Here is a 13,975-nt window from a genome sequence, read left to right as displayed (position 1 = left end):
TTCGTGCCTCGACGAGCTGACACAGTCGGGAGAGCGGGCGATGCGTCGCAGCGCCGATCCCGTGGTCCAGCTCGCCGGCCTGGTGTCGTCGCACGTCGGCATTACCGCTGTCAACCAACTGACTGCCCGCGTCGCCGAGTACGAGATGCGCGGATTGACCGGAGACAACCGCATCGAGTTGCAGACGCTGCGCGACGAGTACGAGCTTCTTTTCGGACAGATCCTCGAACGCGGACAACGCGTGGGCGCCTTCGACATCGAAGATCTGGCATTGAGCCGACTCGCGATACTGGAGATGTGCACCGGGGTTGCGCACTGGTACCGGCCCGGTGGGCGTCTCGAGTTGGAAGATGTCCAGCGATTCTTCGTCAGCACCACATGCAAGCTTCTGTCGGTTCCGTCCGACGAACTGAACGGAGTGGACTTCATTCACGAAGTTCGAAAGCTGGACAGCGAACCCGAGACTCAGTCCTCCGAAATTTGGGGCACCCACGCACAGAGCGACTTCGTACGCCAGTCCGAACTGTAATCAGGCCAGGAATCCCTAGCCCTTTGTGTGAGGACGGTTGCCGGAGGCGGATCTACCCGCAATAGTCGATGTATGGATCGGTACAAGATCACGATGCCCGACGGCTCCTCGACCGAGGAACCTTTCGACTCCGACAAGCAAGCAATCGCGTGCGCCGTGGATGCCAATCGAGGCGTCAGCAAGCACCTTGTAGTCGAGAAATACACGGCCGACGGCCGTCTGATTCCTACTGCTCAGGCTCCTGCGAAACACAAGGGACATCACAAGAATCGTTCGAACAGTTGAATTCTCGACTACACCACGCCTGTCGAACTTGGTGTGCGACGACCGGACGCGTGACGCAAAAGTAGACCGATCGCATGCTCGACGGTCGCCCCCAGGACAGCTTCGGGGTCACCTGAGAAAACCTGCTTCTCTGTTTCAGCGGTCCCATGATCGACGACTCCGAACCACACAGTTCCCGGTGGGACGTTCTCCTGGGTATCCGGACCGGCTTCGCCGGTGACCGCCAGTGCCAACGTCGCGCCGAACAGTGTGGCAGTGCTGTGTGCCATGACCCGAGCAGCGTCCTCGCAGACGACTGGGCCGTCAGGAACATGAAGAACGGAATGCTTGACCGCTCGGGTATATGCGACGATCCCGCCACAAAACCAGGAACCGGCGTTCGGCGCCTTTCCTAGATGTGCGGCGATGTTCCCGGCGGTCAACGATTCCGCCGTCGCCACCGACAGACCGTGTTCCTCTACTGCTGCAGCCAACTGCCTGCACATATCGTCGAGATCCTTGTCCGACGGAAGCTCGGGTCGTGGATCGCCATTCATATGTTGCTCCTCCTGCTGTCCGATCGGTGACCTCGATAAGAAATTGGAAGTCTTGGAATGCCAACACCAACCGTGCCCTACAGCTCACTGCCACCTTGTGAACTGCACCCTTCGAAAGTGCGTCGGGCGCACTCGTCGATCACATCGGCCACCCGTGACCGGCGTGCGAGTTGCCGGCGCTGCACGATCGCCCCGTTTCCGTTGCTGAAGACCTTGTCCAAGGAAGCCGTGACCTGCTCGAACTCTCCGAATGCGGTCAGAGCAGGTTCGACATGATCCACCAATCGCCGAACCGCCTGGTGTGCAGTCAGCAAGCGCACGGATTCCACGTCCAGCGACCTGCCGTCGAGTCCGTCGCGTGCTGCACGCCAGCAAGCCGCGCGGAGTAGCTCCTGATCGACGGCAGGCGCAACCTCACCTTTGGTGATCGCAGCGGATGCAGTGCCGACGAGTGCCTGCACCAGTGTGGCCAGAGTCATCGTCTCCTCCACGGTGGCGGGCACGTCGCTGATCCGAATCTCCACGGTGGGAAGGTGATCCGACATGCGCACGTCCCAATAGACCATGTGCGGATCGAGAATGACCCCCGTCTCCAGCATCGCTGCAACGGCATCTTCGTAGTGCCCCACGGACTCGAAGAAGGGTGGCGGACCCGAACTGGGCCATCTGCCGAACAGAACGTAACGCCAACTCGCATAACCGGTATCGCGCCCCTCGCTGATCGGGGAGTTCGCCGTCAATGCCAACAAAGTTGGTAACCATGGACGCAGATGATTGATGATCTGGACCGATCGTTCTCGATCTTCGACACCCACGTGAATGTGGCAACCGCACATCACACCTTCGGTGATTGCACCGAATTGACCGGCCATCCGTTGGTACCGCGACTTCTGCGTGATCTCGTCGACCGGTGGATCGTAGAAAGGCGTTCCGACAGCGATGAGTTGACATCCCACGCGGGCAGCGGCATCGGCGGTGAGGGCACGAGACTCACAGAGTTGGTCACGAAGGTCACGAATGTGGCTGCCGATCGAAGTGGAAGTCTCCACCTGACAACGTGTGAGTTCGAGTTGCAACGAGATACCGAGTTCTCGCCCGGCAGCAGCAACCTCGGAGTTGCGCAGACTGGGACGCCCAGTCTGCGGATCGCAGAGCAAAAACTCCTCCTCGACACCGAGAGTCGGTGTACCTACCGAGAATAGGTCAGGAGTCGGCTTCCCATTCATAGGCCTTCCTCGCACCGGTTTTCCTCCACACCCGATACTTCGAGCGTACGGCTTTCTCCGCACTTCGGCACTACTCCATCTGTTTCATTCACCCATCGATCGGGTAGTTGCCCTGTGAACCGACGACGAGCGAAGAATCGCAAGTCTTCATGAGCGAAGGACGGAGTGCGCCGTGACCAACATGAGCGGGAGTTCACCGGTAGATGACGAACACACCAATCGATCGCACGTCGGGGAGGCAATCAGCGACGGGCGCAACTATCCCGGATACCTGCTGATCGGGCTGGGTCTGGCAACACTCGGATTGACCTTGGTGGCAGCAGGTTACGGATTTCGCGGATGGGCAGTCATCGCCGGCGCGGTGTGCGTCGTGTCCTTCGTCGTCGGAACACTGGCCATCTTGATGGAACACCGTCGGGTCAAGCGACTGGAAGGTCAGGAACTCTTCGATCAAGAAGGGCACTGAACCGAACGCTCGAGTTGTATTCTGCACAAGCAGAATACAACTCGAGCAGAATCCGGCTCAGTGATCGCGGAGTTTCTCGATCAGCTCACCCTTGTTCAGTTTCGAGTACCCGTGCAGATCGAGTTCCTTGGCGCGTTTCTTCAGATCGTCGACCGTCCACTCCTCGTACGGCGAAGATTGTCCGCCGGACTTGGCGACAGTCGACCGCCCTCGATTGGCGGCCGCATTGGAGATTCGAGCCGCCTTCTCCTTGGAATCGCCCTTCTCACGTAGCTCTTCGTAGAGTTCTTGATCCTTGAGTTGAGGTTGTGAGTCCTTGCGAGCCACTGTTTCGTCCCTTCACTCGTCTTCACTCCGACGGTGTGGCCGAACTTGCGGTGTGGCCGAGTTGGCAGTTCGGCCACACCGCAAGTTCGAACGTACGCCGGCACTCAGGATGTGGGCGGCACCTCGAAACGCCCCCACACGCGGTGCGTCTTCAGAAGCTGAGCGAGTGAGGCGAGGGCTCCTTCCGCGTCAGCATCGACGACGACTCCCAATGCAGACTCGTCGATACCGGCGGCAGCCAGCGCACTCATGCTCTCACCCCAACCACCAATTGCCTTGCTGTGACGATACATTTCGTTCAGCAGAGTCTCCACCCGTGGATCCAACTTGCCCTCGCCGATCCGAGAAACGTCGCCGCTCAGCAGGATTGCATCGAATTCGATCGAACGAGCTGTGAGGTACGTTCGCTGCACCGTCACCGCGTCGTCACCGTCCCCGATGGTTCCGCCGTGCGGGCCGAGGATCAGCGGCACCATGCCGGCGTCGAAGATCTTGTCTCGAATGGCGACCACGGTGTCGAGATCGGAGTTCTCATCGACCAGTAGCGCGATGATCCTTCCGTCTACCGGCCATTCCGCGCCAACCTGAGACAGTGCAGGGCTGAGCTCCGGATCGCTCAACGGCTCCGTCGGTTCGGGAACCGGAAGGCCAAGCCCCCCTGCGACGATCGACACGAGACCCGCGTCGATGTTCGCCAAGATGCCCAGATTCCGGGTCTTGATGTTCTCCTCGTAGCACTTGCCCAATTCGAAGGTATACGCCTGCGCGACGTGCTCCTGTTCGACAGGGGAGAGACTGCGGTAGAAGAGTCGAGCTTGCGAGAAGTGATCGTCGAACGATGCCGGCGCCTGCCTCACCTTGCGCCCTGAAACTTCCTGGGGCACCTCGATATAGGCCGCGCTGTCCGCCGAGGCCATGAACGGGCACCCACCGTCCAACGAATTGGGATGGTACGGCGCGACTCCGGTATGCACACCGTCCTGATGGAAGCCGTCGCGAAGCATGTCGTTGACAGGCGCGTGAGGACGGTTGATCGGAATCTGGTCGAAGTTGGGGCCACCGAGTCGCGTGATCTGGGTGTCGAGGTACGAGAACAAACGCGCTTGCAGTAGACGATCGTTGGTGATGTCGACGCCCGGAACCAAGTGGCCCGGATGGAATGCAACCTGCTCGGTCTCGGCGAAAAAGTTCGTCGGATTGGCGTCGAGTGTCATCGTTCCGATGACCTGAACCGGCGCGAGTTCTTCGGGCACGATCTTGGTGGGATCCAATAGATCTATGCCTTCGAACATTTCGTCTTCGGTATCAGGGAACACCTGCACGCCCAGATCCCAGGACGGATATGCGCCGGCCTCGATGGCGTCGGCAAGATCGCGTCGGTGGAAATCCGGATCCACACCGCCGGCGATCTGCGCTTCCTCCCACACGAGTGAATGCACTCCGGCGGCCGGCTTCCAGTGGAATTTCACCAGATTCGTATCGCCGTCGGCATTCACGAGCCTGAACGTGTGAATGCCGAAGCCCTCCATCATGCGATAGGAGCGCGGGATGCCTCGATCGGACATGTTCCACAATGTGTGCGCGGTGGCCTCGGTGTGCAGCGACACGAAATCCCAGAACGTGTCGTGCGCGCTCTGCGCCTGCGGAATCTCCCGGTCCGGATGGGGTTTCGCGGCATGAATGATGTCCGGGAACTTGATTCCGTCCTGAATGAAGAACACCGGGATGTTGTTGCCCACCAGATCGAAGACACCTTCGTCGGTGTAGAACTTGGTGGCGAAGCCGCGTGTGTCTCGGACGGTATCCGCCGAACCGCGTGAACCCAGAACTGTCGAGAAGCGTACGAATACCGGGGTTCTGGCACCTGAAGCGAACAACGAGGCTTTACAGATGTTTTCGGCTGCGCCATTCGCCAGGAACGTGCCGTGCGCGGCCGCCCCGCGGGCGTGGACGACACGCTCCGGAATTCGCTCGTGATCGAAGTGTGTGATCTTCTCACGCAGATGGTGATCCTGCAGAAGAGTCGGGCCCCGCTCGCCTGCGGTCAGTGAGTGGTCGGTCTCGTAAAGCCGTGTACCGGTGGCGGTGGTGAGGTACTCCCCCCGCTGGCCACGTCCATTTCCCTTCACCTTCTCTTCGGCACCCGCGACGGTACGCACCTCCGGCTGCCGCTGGTCGTCCTTGGGCGGCAACGGCTGTCGAGGCTTGACCGGTTCTTTCAGGTCCGGCGCTTTCGGGGCCGGTGCACCTGGGACGGACTGAGATGAAGGCATCGAACAGCTCCTCTTGATCGTCATGCTGGGCGCACGAATCTTGTTACGCCATAAGTAAGTAGAGATTTCAAACTGAACGCGGAGCCACGACTCACCCTCGGGCTGGGATCAATCCCAGGCCGAGGGTGACGAGTGCGTCAGGGCTATTGCTCGGACTTCTGTCGCGCTTCGTCTGCGGCCGCTTCGGCGCGAGCCTTCTCGGCTTCCGCCTCTTTCTTCGCGACTTCTCGCTGGCTTTCGGCCTTGTCCTGCTGGGCGCGGCCCTCTCGGGTCAAACTGTCGTTTCCGGAAACCGCACCAACGGCTTCCTTGGCCTTACCCTTGACGTCCTCTACTACGCCTTTGATTCCCTCGCTGGGACCGCTCTTGTCATCTGGCACGTTGACCCTCCAATACGTTTCGGATTCTCGCTCAGGGTTCCCACACAGACAGGACTCCCACACAGAAGGCCCTACCCCGTCGAAAATCGCATAAACATCCGTGCACCGACCAGGCGCAGACCATGACTCGTCGTAGCCGAACGACGAGGTCGTTCCTCGAGTAACGATCAACCGTTCTCAGAAACTGTTTACCGGGCACAGGAATTGGCGGGACTCGTTCCAGAAGGGGAAGAGATCGGTGGTGGTTGCCGCAGGATGGTCGATCTCGGCGAGAGTGTAGAAATCGAGAATCGTCCGACCAGCTGCGGCGCTGACCTCGCATGCTTGCAAGCTCAGCTTTGCCTCCGCCACGAAGCCGATGCTGCGGGCGAAGGGACCGAGAGTTCCCGCATTGACGAAACTGTCGAGGTCTTGTCCCCACTGGTTGTAGTCCGACTGCAAAGCGAAGCTGCACGTTTCGCCGAACAACTCGCTGCAGGTGGTCGGCTTTCCGCCGATCGTGTGCACCGTATCGGCAAGCTCGTGTGAGGTGCTTTCGCGCGGAGATCCGGAAAGGAAAAGCAAGATGGCAACGGCCAAGGCAACCACCAGAAGGATGCTTGCGGCCGTTGCCAGTATCGCCTTCACAATCCCTCGATCCACGTAAGTTCATGAGGGCAACCGATTTTGGAACACCGGCCACTAGATTTGTACCCGTGGCGTTCAGGGTCCAAACATCGACCAGGCTGGGAGCCGTACGTCAGTCTGAGGGATCTGTTACAGGAACTGTGAGGGAGGATCAACACTCCCTTCCACTATCAATATATATCCCACTGGGGGCCTTGCGGCAAGGCCCGGGTAGTGCCGCAGAATGGCTCTTCCGATCCCGCACGACCGACTACGGGATCGGAACAGCCAGCGGAAGTGAGGGCACGTGCCAACCCAGGGATACGAAGAAGAACTGCGTTCCGAGCGGAACTATGTGGAGGGGCTCTACGCACGCCTCGATGCGGAGCGCGCCCGAGTCAAAGGCAGGTACAACACCGCTCTGCGCGGAAATGGCGAAGCACTCATGGAACGCGACGCCGAGGTGCGCGCACTTGCCAAAGAGGTGAAAAGGCTGGACGTAGCCGACAACGGACTGTGCTTCGGCCGGTTGGACTCGCTTTCGGGCGAGACCTCCTACATCGGCCGGATCGGCCTTCTCGATGCGGACAACGACTACGAACCGGCGCTGCTCGATTGGCGGGCGCCGGCGTCTCGCGCGTTCTACGTTGCCACCGCTGCCAACCCGGAGAACATGCGTCGACGCCGTCAGTTCCGCACCCGGAGTCGACGCGTGGTCGATTTCACCGACGAGGTACTCGGGCGCCCCGACGGCGTAGAACACGACACGCACAGCGATTCCGCCCTGCTCGCGGCAGTCAACGCACCCCGCGGCGAGGGAATGCGGGACATCGTGGCAACCATCCAGGCCGAACAGGACGACATCGTCCGACTCGAACACCCCGGGGTGCTGGTGATCGAAGGTGGCCCAGGTACCGGGAAAACCGTCGTCGCCTTGCACCGCGTCGCCTACCTGCTCTACACCCAGCGGGAGCGGATGGAACGTCACGGCGTTCTCGTGGTCGGGCCGAACCCGGCGTTCCTGAACCACATCGGCCGCGTACTGCCCTCGCTGGGCGAGTCCGACGTGGTGTTCATGACCACCGGTGATCTCGTTCCCGGTCTACGCGTCACCGCCGAGGACACTCCGGAGGCCGCTGGGCTCAAAGGTTCGCTGAAGATCCTGGACGTTCTCGGCGCAGCGATTGCCGATCACCAACGATTGCCCGAGAACCCACTGATGATCGAATTGGCGGACGTCACGGTGCGGATCGACACCGAAACCGCGGAGTGGGCCCGAGAAGAAGCCCGTTCGAGCAGACTCCCCCACAACGACGCACGCACTGTGTTCACCGAAATCCTCACCTGGGCGCTGACCGAACGGGCGATAGCGCGGATCGGCAAGGGGTGGTTGACACGCAGTGACCGTGAAGCCTGGGAGCAAGTGCGGACGGACCTGACCGCAGAGCTGGTGGAAAACAGTGCATTTACCGCGGCGCTCGACACGCTCTGGCCGATCCTGACTCCGAAAGAGCTACTGACACAGCTGTTTACTTCTCCCGCGCGACTACGCGCGGCAGGCGCGGACGAGAAGCTGCTTCGCCAGGACGGTGACGCCTGGACTGTCTCGGACGTTCCGTTACTCGACGAGTTGGTGGACATGCTCGGCCGGGACAAGCCCGTCGACCAGAGTGCCGAACGTGAACGCCGCGACGAGGCCGCGTATGCAGCGGGCGTGCTGGACATGATGATCAGCCGCGAGGATCTGATGGACGACGAGGATCACCTTCTCGCCCAGGACATGCTGTACGCCGAGGACCTGGCGGATCGTTTCGTCGAACGCGATACCCGGGAACTCGCCGAACGCGCTGCTGCTGACCGAGACTGGACGTACCGGCATATCGTGGTCGACGAGGCCCAAGAGCTGTCCGAGATGGACTGGCGAGTCCTGATGCGCCGTTGCCCGGACCGGTCTTTCACGGTGGTAGGTGATCTCGCGCAACGCCGTTCCCCCGCAGGTGCCCGCTCGTGGGCGACGATGATGGAGCCGTACGTCCCCGGCCGCTGGATCTACCGATCCCTGTCGGTGAACTACCGCACCCCCGCCGAGATCATGAGCGTCGCCGCCGCCCTGCTCGCCGAGTTCGCGCCGGACGTGCAGCCACCCGAGTCCGTCCGCGCCTGCGGGATCGCGCCGTGGTCCAGACAAATATCCTCCGACGAACTAGCCTCCGCCATCGACGAATTCAATCAGGACGAGGCCGGGCGCGAGGGTACGAGCATCGTCATCGGACCTGCGGATGTGCCGGGCGCTGTGCCTGTTTCGGAAACGAAGGGTCTGGAGTTCGATGCCGTGCTCGTCGTGGAACCGGAGCGAATCATCGCCGACGGCCCACGCGGCGCGTCGGAACTCTATGTCGCCCTCACCCGCGCAACCCAACGTCTCGGCGTCTTACACGAGGGGCCTTTGCCGCAGGCATTGACCGGGCTCGTCCAGGCCGGGACGGCCGGATCACCGCAGTCGTTCGCGGCGAGCGATGGTGCTGTGTAGGCCTTCGGCAGCGGCGCGAACGTAAGGCACTTGGCTCTCGGGAACGAAGCGGCTGGTGGGACCGGTGACACTGATGGCGGCGACGGGTTTGTCGTTGGTCCCGAATACCGGCGCCGCAACGCACGCGAGACCCGGCGCTGATTCCTCGCGCTCGAACGCAATACCGGTCTCGACCACTCGGTTCAGTTGGGTATTGAGAATGCCGGGCGCAACAATTGTGTGCGGGGTTCGGCGCGTCATCGGTTCCGACAGCACCTCGCGACGAAATTCGTTGTCGGAGAATGCCAGGAGCGCCTTGCCGATTGCGGTGCAATACAGCGGTATCCGGCCACCGGTCCGGGACGGAGAGTTGGCTTGCCGGTGTCCGCCGATCTTCGCGACGTATACGACGTCGTGGCCGTCGCGGACCCCCAGGTGAACTGTCTCGTGGGTCCGCTCGTACAAGTCTTGGAGGAACGGCATCGCCATCTCCAGGAGGCTGCGTTCGAGGGAGGCGAGCATGCCGAGTTCGAAGAGGCCGCCGCTGAGCCGGTAGCCACCGTCGATTCGGTCGAGTAGCCGGTTCGCGACCAGTTCGTTGGCCAGGCGGTGCACCGTTGCCTTGTGCAGTCCGGTCCGTTGGACCAGGGTGGCGAGAGGCAACACGTGGTCGTCAGCCCGGAAGGCACGCAGGATCGTCACCGCCTTGCCGAGCACGGTGTCGAGGTTTGCGCCGCCAGTCACCTGCCCAGCGTATCGCTGAGTGAGACAGTTCCCTGGCGCAATCTCGGCGCCACGGCGAAAGTAATGGCCATGAGCCAGCCCACGAATACCAGTACAGCGAGCGAGACGGACATCTCAGCTGCTGCTGACCGCCTCGCAGCCGCCATCGCGAGCGGTACTCCCTGCGCACCGGTGCGCGATCTGATCGGCGCCGACGATCTCGTCGCTGCCTACGCTGTCCAGCGCCGCGTCGATGAAATCCGTCGGCAGGCGGGTGCCGTCGTCGTAGGCCGCAAGATCGGCCTGACCTCGGTGGCAGTCCAGCAACAGCTGGGCGTCGACCAACCCGACCTCGGCGTTCTGTACGCCGACATGGAGTTCCCCGCCGGCGGCACCATCCCCATGAGTCGTTTGATCCAGCCCAAGGTCGAAGCGGAAGTTGCCTTCGTGCTCGGTGCCGACCTCGTGGACGGACCGCTGGACAGTGCGCAGGTGCGCGGCGCGATCGACTACGCCGTCGCAGCGATCGAGATCTGTGACAGCCGCATCGCGTCGTGGGACATCAAATTCGGTGACACCGTCGCCGACAATGCGTCCTCGGGCGTGTACGTCCTGGGAACCGAACGCCGCACCCTCGACGAGGTGGAACCCGCCGGCGTCGTCATGTCGATGTCCGTCGACGGCACCGAGGTGTCTACCGGCGTCGGAACCGCTTGCCTGGGCGATCCGATCGAAGCAGTCGTCTGGCTCGCCCGCACGGCACGCGAGTTGGGGCAGCCGCTGACGGCAGGCCAGGTGATCCTCTCCGGCGCACTCGGCCCCATGGCACCGGTCACCGCAGGCAACGAAGTCACCGTGACCGTCTCCGGGTTCGGTTCCGTCACCACTAGTTTTTCCAGCGAAGAGGACAACGCATGAGCAAGGTCAAGGTCGCGATCATCGGATCGGGCAACATCGGCACGGATCTGATGATCAAGGTGCTGCGCAACTCCGACTACCTGGAGATGGGCGCGATGGTCGGCATCGACCCGGCGTCGGACGGCCTCGCCCGCGCAGCGCGTCTGAACGTGCCGATCACGGCTGAAGGTGTCGAGGGTTTGATCGGTCTGCCGAACTTCGACGAGATCGAGATCGTCTTCGACGCCACCTCGGCAAAGGCTCACGTCGCCAACAACGCGCGGCTGGCTCCCCTCGGCAAGCGCATGATCGACCTGACGCCTGCCGCCATCGGCCCGTACGTCGTGCCGGCCGTCAACGCAGACGAGCACCTGGACGCACCCAACGTCAACATGGTGACGTGTGGTGGCCAGGCCACGATCCCGATGGTTGCGGCTGTTTCTCGGGTCGTCCCGGTGGCGTATGCGGAGATCGTCGCGTCCATCGCCTCGAAGTCTGCAGGTCCCGGAACGCGCGCCAACATTGACGAGTTCACCGAGACCACATCCGAGGCGATCGTGGCAGTCGGCGGCGCCCGCCGCGGCAAGGCCATCATCATCCTCAACCCCGCCGAGCCGCCGCTCATCATGCGAGACACGGTGTTCTGCCTCGTCGACGCCCCGGACCCGGCTGTTCACGAGGAGATCCGTCAGTCCATCGAGAAGATGGTCGGCGACGTCTCCGCCTATGTTCCGGGGTACCGCCTCAAGCAGGAAGTCCAGATCACCGAGATCCCGGCCGACCAGCCCGTCGAGACGTTGCTCGTCGACGGCAATCGCCCCACCCATCAGGTGTCGGTGTTCCTCGAGGTCGAGGGTGCTGCACACTACCTGCCTGCGTACGCCGGCAATCTCGACATCATGACGTCCGCCGGAATGCAGATCGCGGAGCGCATCGCCCAGCAGAAGGAAGCAACCAAGTGAGCAACCGCAAGATCTTCGTCCAGGACGTCACCCTTCGCGACGGCATGCACGCTGTCCGCCACCGTATTTCGCCCACCGACGTCAAGCGGATCGTCACAGCTCTCGATGCTGCCGGCGTCGACGCGATCGAAGTTGCACACGGTGACGGCCTCGCCGGCGGCTCGCTCAACTACGGCCCCGGCTCGAACACCGACTGGGAATGGATCGAAGCAGCGGCCGAGGTACTCGAGCACGCTCGTCTCACCACGCTGCTGCTTCCGGGTGTCGGCACGATCAGTGAACTCAAGCATGCTTACGACCTCGGTGTTCGCTCGGTTCGTGTTGCCACGCACTGCACCGAGGCCGACGTCTCCGCGCAGCACATCGAAACCGCCCGCGAGATCGGCATGGACGTCTCGGGCTTCCTGATGATGAGCCACATGGCGCCGGCCGAAGAACTGGCGAAGCAGGCCAAGCTGATGGAGTCGTACGGCGCGCACTGCGTCTACGTCACCGACTCGGGTGGACGTCTGGTGATGAACGACGTCGCGGATCGTGTTCGCGCATACCGCGACATCCTCGACGACGGCACCGAAATCGGTATCCACGCGCATGAGAACCTGTCGCTCTCGGTTGCCAATTCCGTTGTCGCAGTGCAGAACGGCGTCACCCGCGTCGATGCTTCGCTTGCCGGTCACGGTGCCGGCGCCGGTAACTGCCCCCTCGAAGCCTTCATCGCCGTCGCGAACATCGAGGAGTGGGAGCACGGCTGCGACCTGTTCGCCTTACAGGATGCCGCCGACGACATCGTCCGTCCGCTGCAGGATCGGCCGGTCCGCGTCGATCGAGAGACCCTCACGCTCGGCTATGCAGGCGTGTACTCGAGCTTCCTGCGCCACGCCGAGGCCGCTTCGGAGCGCTACGGAATCGACGTTCGCACACTGCTTCTCGAAGCCGGCCGCCGCCGTCTGGTGGGTGGCCAGGAAGACATGATCGTCGACATCGCACTCACCCTTGCAGCGCAGGCAACAAAGGAAGCTGTCTGACGCGCTGCCGAGTTCGCTGATACCCGAGTCCCGCTCCCGTCTCCGGACGGGGGCGGGACTTGCCATTTCGGCCGAGAGAGCCCACCGACACGGCACTCGAAAAGCGGGCAAAGTTCGTCGCACGACATCTCTGGCGCTCAGAGTAGAAACTTATCCGCTACAGACGAATTCAGGAAACCAGCTTCATCGATGCAAGACCTGCAGGGTGATACCTTCGATATGCTGAGCTCGTGGAACCTACCGAATACCGTAACGAATTGAGATCTGTCCTCGATACCGCGTCGGGGGTAGTGAGCGATCGACTGGCTGCGATTCACAACGCGGCAACCCCCGCACCGAAGGGATCGTCATCGACGTCTCGCTCGACCAAGACCGCGAGGGAACATTCGGCGTCTGGGCACGATACGAGGGTCCCGACGCATTCAGTCTGAATCAGCAGATCGGTTACGAGAGAGAGCTATTCGGCGTGATCTGGGGTGAGGAGGGCTGGGAACCGCCGGTTCCGCATCGACCGCGAAAGTGGTCACGTGTGGAACTCGAGAAAGTGGTCGTCGGTGTCGTGGCCAAATGGATCGACGGGCTCATTCCCTCGACCGCCACCGAACTACCCTGGGAAGTAACGACTCCCGACGGAACTGTCGACGCTGTACTCGTGGGCCCAGAGATCAGCCGTGGACATTCGCCTCGGTGAAAGCGCGGAAGCATCGGCGAACACGTTGCAGCGTCAGCGTCCGGTCGAACCGTCGATCAATTCGCGGAGGATGTCAGCGTGCCCGGCATGGCTTCCGGTCTCTTCGATCATGTGCACGAGCGCCCAGCGGACACTGGGAGCGGGTCGTTTCGCCCCCGGTCGCGGGATGGGCGCGGCAAGATCTGTGCATCCGTCGAGAACTGCGTTGGCGCGCTCGACCGTCTCGCGATAGCGACTGACGACACCGTCCACGCTGTCTTCCGATGACGGTTGAAACGTCGCTTTCCAATCCGTCACGTTTTCTGCAAGGAACATCGATCGTTCGACAAAGGTCAGATGATTGGCCAGCCCGAGCAAGGTTGTTCCCGACGGAACAATTGTGGTGCGCACCTGAGGTTCCGGAGCACCTTCGACCTTGGCGGCAATCGAATCACGGAGGTAGTCGAGAAACGCTCGTAGTGTGGCTGCCTCGCTATTCCCTGTCCGGGGTGGTGGGGCATCTCGGCGGCTGCGACGCGACGTTGCCATGGTGGTTCTCCT

Annotated in this window: 16 protein-coding genes; 8 read left to right on the top strand and 8 right to left on the bottom strand. The window is 62.0% G+C overall.

The genetic code is table 11. The features are described from left to right. Both RE4_RS30290 and RE4_RS30285 read left to right on the top strand, forming a co-directional pair. A partial coding sequence (locus tag RE4_RS30290; protein WP_060939888.1) for a TetR-type transcription factor C-terminal domain-containing protein occupies positions 1-529 on the top strand: 529 nt, incomplete at its 5' end. A gap of 72 nt (positions 530-601) precedes the next feature. Next, positions 602-814, top strand: a complete 213-nt coding sequence (locus RE4_RS30285; RefSeq protein ID WP_021346022.1) for a hypothetical protein — start codon at positions 602-604, stop codon at positions 812-814. A gap of 8 nt (positions 815-822) precedes the next feature. On the opposite strand, the gene RE4_RS30280 is transcribed toward RE4_RS30285, so the two are convergent. Together RE4_RS30280 and RE4_RS30275 are read right to left on the bottom strand one after the other, a co-directional pair. Beyond that, positions 823-1,350, bottom strand: a complete 528-nt coding sequence (locus RE4_RS30280) for a CinA family protein (RefSeq protein ID WP_060939885.1) — start codon at positions 1,348-1,350, stop codon at positions 823-825. A 77-nt stretch (positions 1,351-1,427) separates the two neighbouring features. After that, complete coding sequence (locus RE4_RS30275; RefSeq protein ID WP_021346024.1) at positions 1,428-2,576, bottom strand: glutamate--cysteine ligase 2; 1,149 nt, start codon at positions 2,574-2,576, stop codon at positions 1,428-1,430. A gap of 181 nt (positions 2,577-2,757) precedes the next feature. Here RE4_RS30275 and RE4_RS30270 point away from each other — a divergent pair, with 181 nt between their 5' ends. After that, positions 2,758-3,042 carry a hypothetical protein gene (locus RE4_RS30270; RefSeq protein WP_037120632.1) on the top strand — a complete coding sequence of 95 codons (285 nt, stop codon included), beginning with the start codon at positions 2,758-2,760 and terminating at the stop codon, positions 3,040-3,042. Between the two features lie 57 nt (positions 3,043-3,099). Here RE4_RS30270 and RE4_RS30265 read toward each other — a convergent pair whose 3' ends face one another. From RE4_RS30265 to RE4_RS30250, 4 genes are all read right to left on the bottom strand, one after another. Continuing rightward, positions 3,100-3,369, bottom strand: coding sequence for a DUF7218 family protein (locus tag RE4_RS30265; RefSeq protein ID WP_020909642.1), 270 nt, complete (start codon positions 3,367-3,369; stop codon positions 3,100-3,102). A 104-nt stretch (positions 3,370-3,473) separates the two neighbouring features. Then, positions 3,474-5,642: a catalase gene (locus tag RE4_RS30260; RefSeq protein WP_021346030.1), complete on the bottom strand. Its 2,169-nt coding sequence runs from the start codon at positions 5,640-5,642 to the stop codon at positions 3,474-3,476. A gap of 143 nt (positions 5,643-5,785) precedes the next feature. Next, entirely contained in the window at positions 5,786-6,022 is a 237-nt protein-coding gene (gene mbp1, locus RE4_RS30255; protein ID WP_003943084.1) for a microaggregate-binding protein 1, read from the bottom strand. A 177-nt stretch (positions 6,023-6,199) separates the two neighbouring features. Continuing rightward, a complete protein-coding gene (locus tag RE4_RS30250; protein WP_232816830.1) occupies positions 6,200-6,664 on the bottom strand; it encodes a hypothetical protein in 465 nt (154 codons plus the stop codon). Between the two features lie 271 nt (positions 6,665-6,935). Here RE4_RS30250 and helR point away from each other — a divergent pair, with 271 nt between their 5' ends. Further along, positions 6,936-9,158, top strand: coding sequence for an RNA polymerase recycling motor ATPase HelR (gene helR / locus RE4_RS30245; protein WP_081098465.1), 2,223 nt, complete (start codon positions 6,936-6,938; stop codon positions 9,156-9,158). Here helR and RE4_RS30240 read toward each other — a convergent pair. Beyond that, positions 9,120-9,881, bottom strand: a complete 762-nt coding sequence (locus RE4_RS30240) for an IclR family transcriptional regulator (protein ID WP_020909647.1) — start codon at positions 9,879-9,881, stop codon at positions 9,120-9,122. The two genes, helR and RE4_RS30240, sit on opposite strands and share 39 nt — an antisense overlap. A 69-nt stretch (positions 9,882-9,950) precedes the next feature. On the opposite strand from RE4_RS30240, the gene RE4_RS30235 reads away from it, so the two are divergent. The 4 genes from RE4_RS30235 to RE4_RS30220 all read left to right on the top strand — a co-directional run bounded on the left by RE4_RS30235 (position 9,951) and on the right by RE4_RS30220 (position 13,435). Beyond that, positions 9,951-10,778, top strand: a complete 828-nt coding sequence (locus tag RE4_RS30235) for a 2-keto-4-pentenoate hydratase (protein WP_060939886.1) — start codon at positions 9,951-9,953, stop codon at positions 10,776-10,778. Next, positions 10,775-11,719 carry an acetaldehyde dehydrogenase (acetylating) gene (locus RE4_RS30230; protein ID WP_020909649.1) on the top strand — a complete coding sequence of 315 codons (945 nt, stop codon included), beginning with the start codon at positions 10,775-10,777 and terminating at the stop codon, positions 11,717-11,719. Before RE4_RS30235 ends, RE4_RS30230 begins: the two co-directional genes overlap by 4 nt. After that, complete coding sequence (gene dmpG / locus RE4_RS30225; RefSeq protein ID WP_020971280.1) at positions 11,716-12,744, top strand: 4-hydroxy-2-oxovalerate aldolase; 1,029 nt, start codon at positions 11,716-11,718, stop codon at positions 12,742-12,744. Before RE4_RS30230 ends, dmpG begins: the two co-directional genes overlap by 4 nt. 256 nt (positions 12,745-13,000) lie before the next feature. After that, positions 13,001-13,435 (top strand): DUF6389 family protein, encoded by a 435-nt coding sequence (locus RE4_RS30220; RefSeq protein WP_306305310.1) that lies wholly within the window; start codon positions 13,001-13,003, stop codon positions 13,433-13,435. Positions 13,436-13,468: 33 nt separating this feature from the next. On the opposite strand, the gene RE4_RS30215 is transcribed toward RE4_RS30220, so the two are convergent. Beyond that, positions 13,469-13,963 carry a DinB family protein gene (locus RE4_RS30215; RefSeq protein WP_060939884.1) on the bottom strand — a complete coding sequence of 165 codons (495 nt, stop codon included), beginning with the start codon at positions 13,961-13,963 and terminating at the stop codon, positions 13,469-13,471. Positions 13,964-13,975: the final 12 nt, after the last annotated feature.

It is taken from the genome of Rhodococcus erythropolis NBRC 15567 (genome assembly GCF_001552595.1).
In the GTDB taxonomy this organism is placed as follows: Bacteria; Actinomycetota; Actinomycetes; order Mycobacteriales; family Mycobacteriaceae; genus Rhodococcus_F; species Rhodococcus_F erythropolis.
Note: the sequence above shows the minus strand (reverse complement) of the source record. Positions and strands in the feature narration are given on the sequence as shown.

Excerpts from the sequence above, each read along its gene's own strand:
- RE4_RS30235 (WP_060939886.1), top strand. The coding sequence starts at position 9,951 with ATGAGCCAGCCCACGAATACCAGTACAGCGAGCGAGACGGACATCTCA.
- RE4_RS30280 (WP_060939885.1), bottom strand. The coding sequence starts at position 1,350 with ATGAATGGCGATCCACGACCCGAGCTTCCGTCGGACAAGGATCTCGAC.
- RE4_RS30275 (WP_021346024.1), bottom strand. The coding sequence starts at position 2,576 with ATGAATGGGAAGCCGACTCCTGACCTATTCTCGGTAGGTACACCGACT.
- RE4_RS30215 (WP_060939884.1), bottom strand. The coding sequence starts at position 13,963 with ATGGCAACGTCGCGTCGCAGCCGCCGAGATGCCCCACCACCCCGGACA.
- RE4_RS30230 (WP_020909649.1), top strand. The coding sequence starts at position 10,775 with ATGAGCAAGGTCAAGGTCGCGATCATCGGATCGGGCAACATCGGCACG.
- RE4_RS30285 (WP_021346022.1), top strand. The coding sequence starts at position 602 with ATGGATCGGTACAAGATCACGATGCCCGACGGCTCCTCGACCGAGGAA.
- RE4_RS30260 (WP_021346030.1), bottom strand. The coding sequence starts at position 5,642 with ATGCCTTCATCTCAGTCCGTCCCAGGTGCACCGGCCCCGAAAGCGCCG.
- RE4_RS30270 (WP_037120632.1), top strand. The coding sequence starts at position 2,758 with ATGAGCGGGAGTTCACCGGTAGATGACGAACACACCAATCGATCGCAC.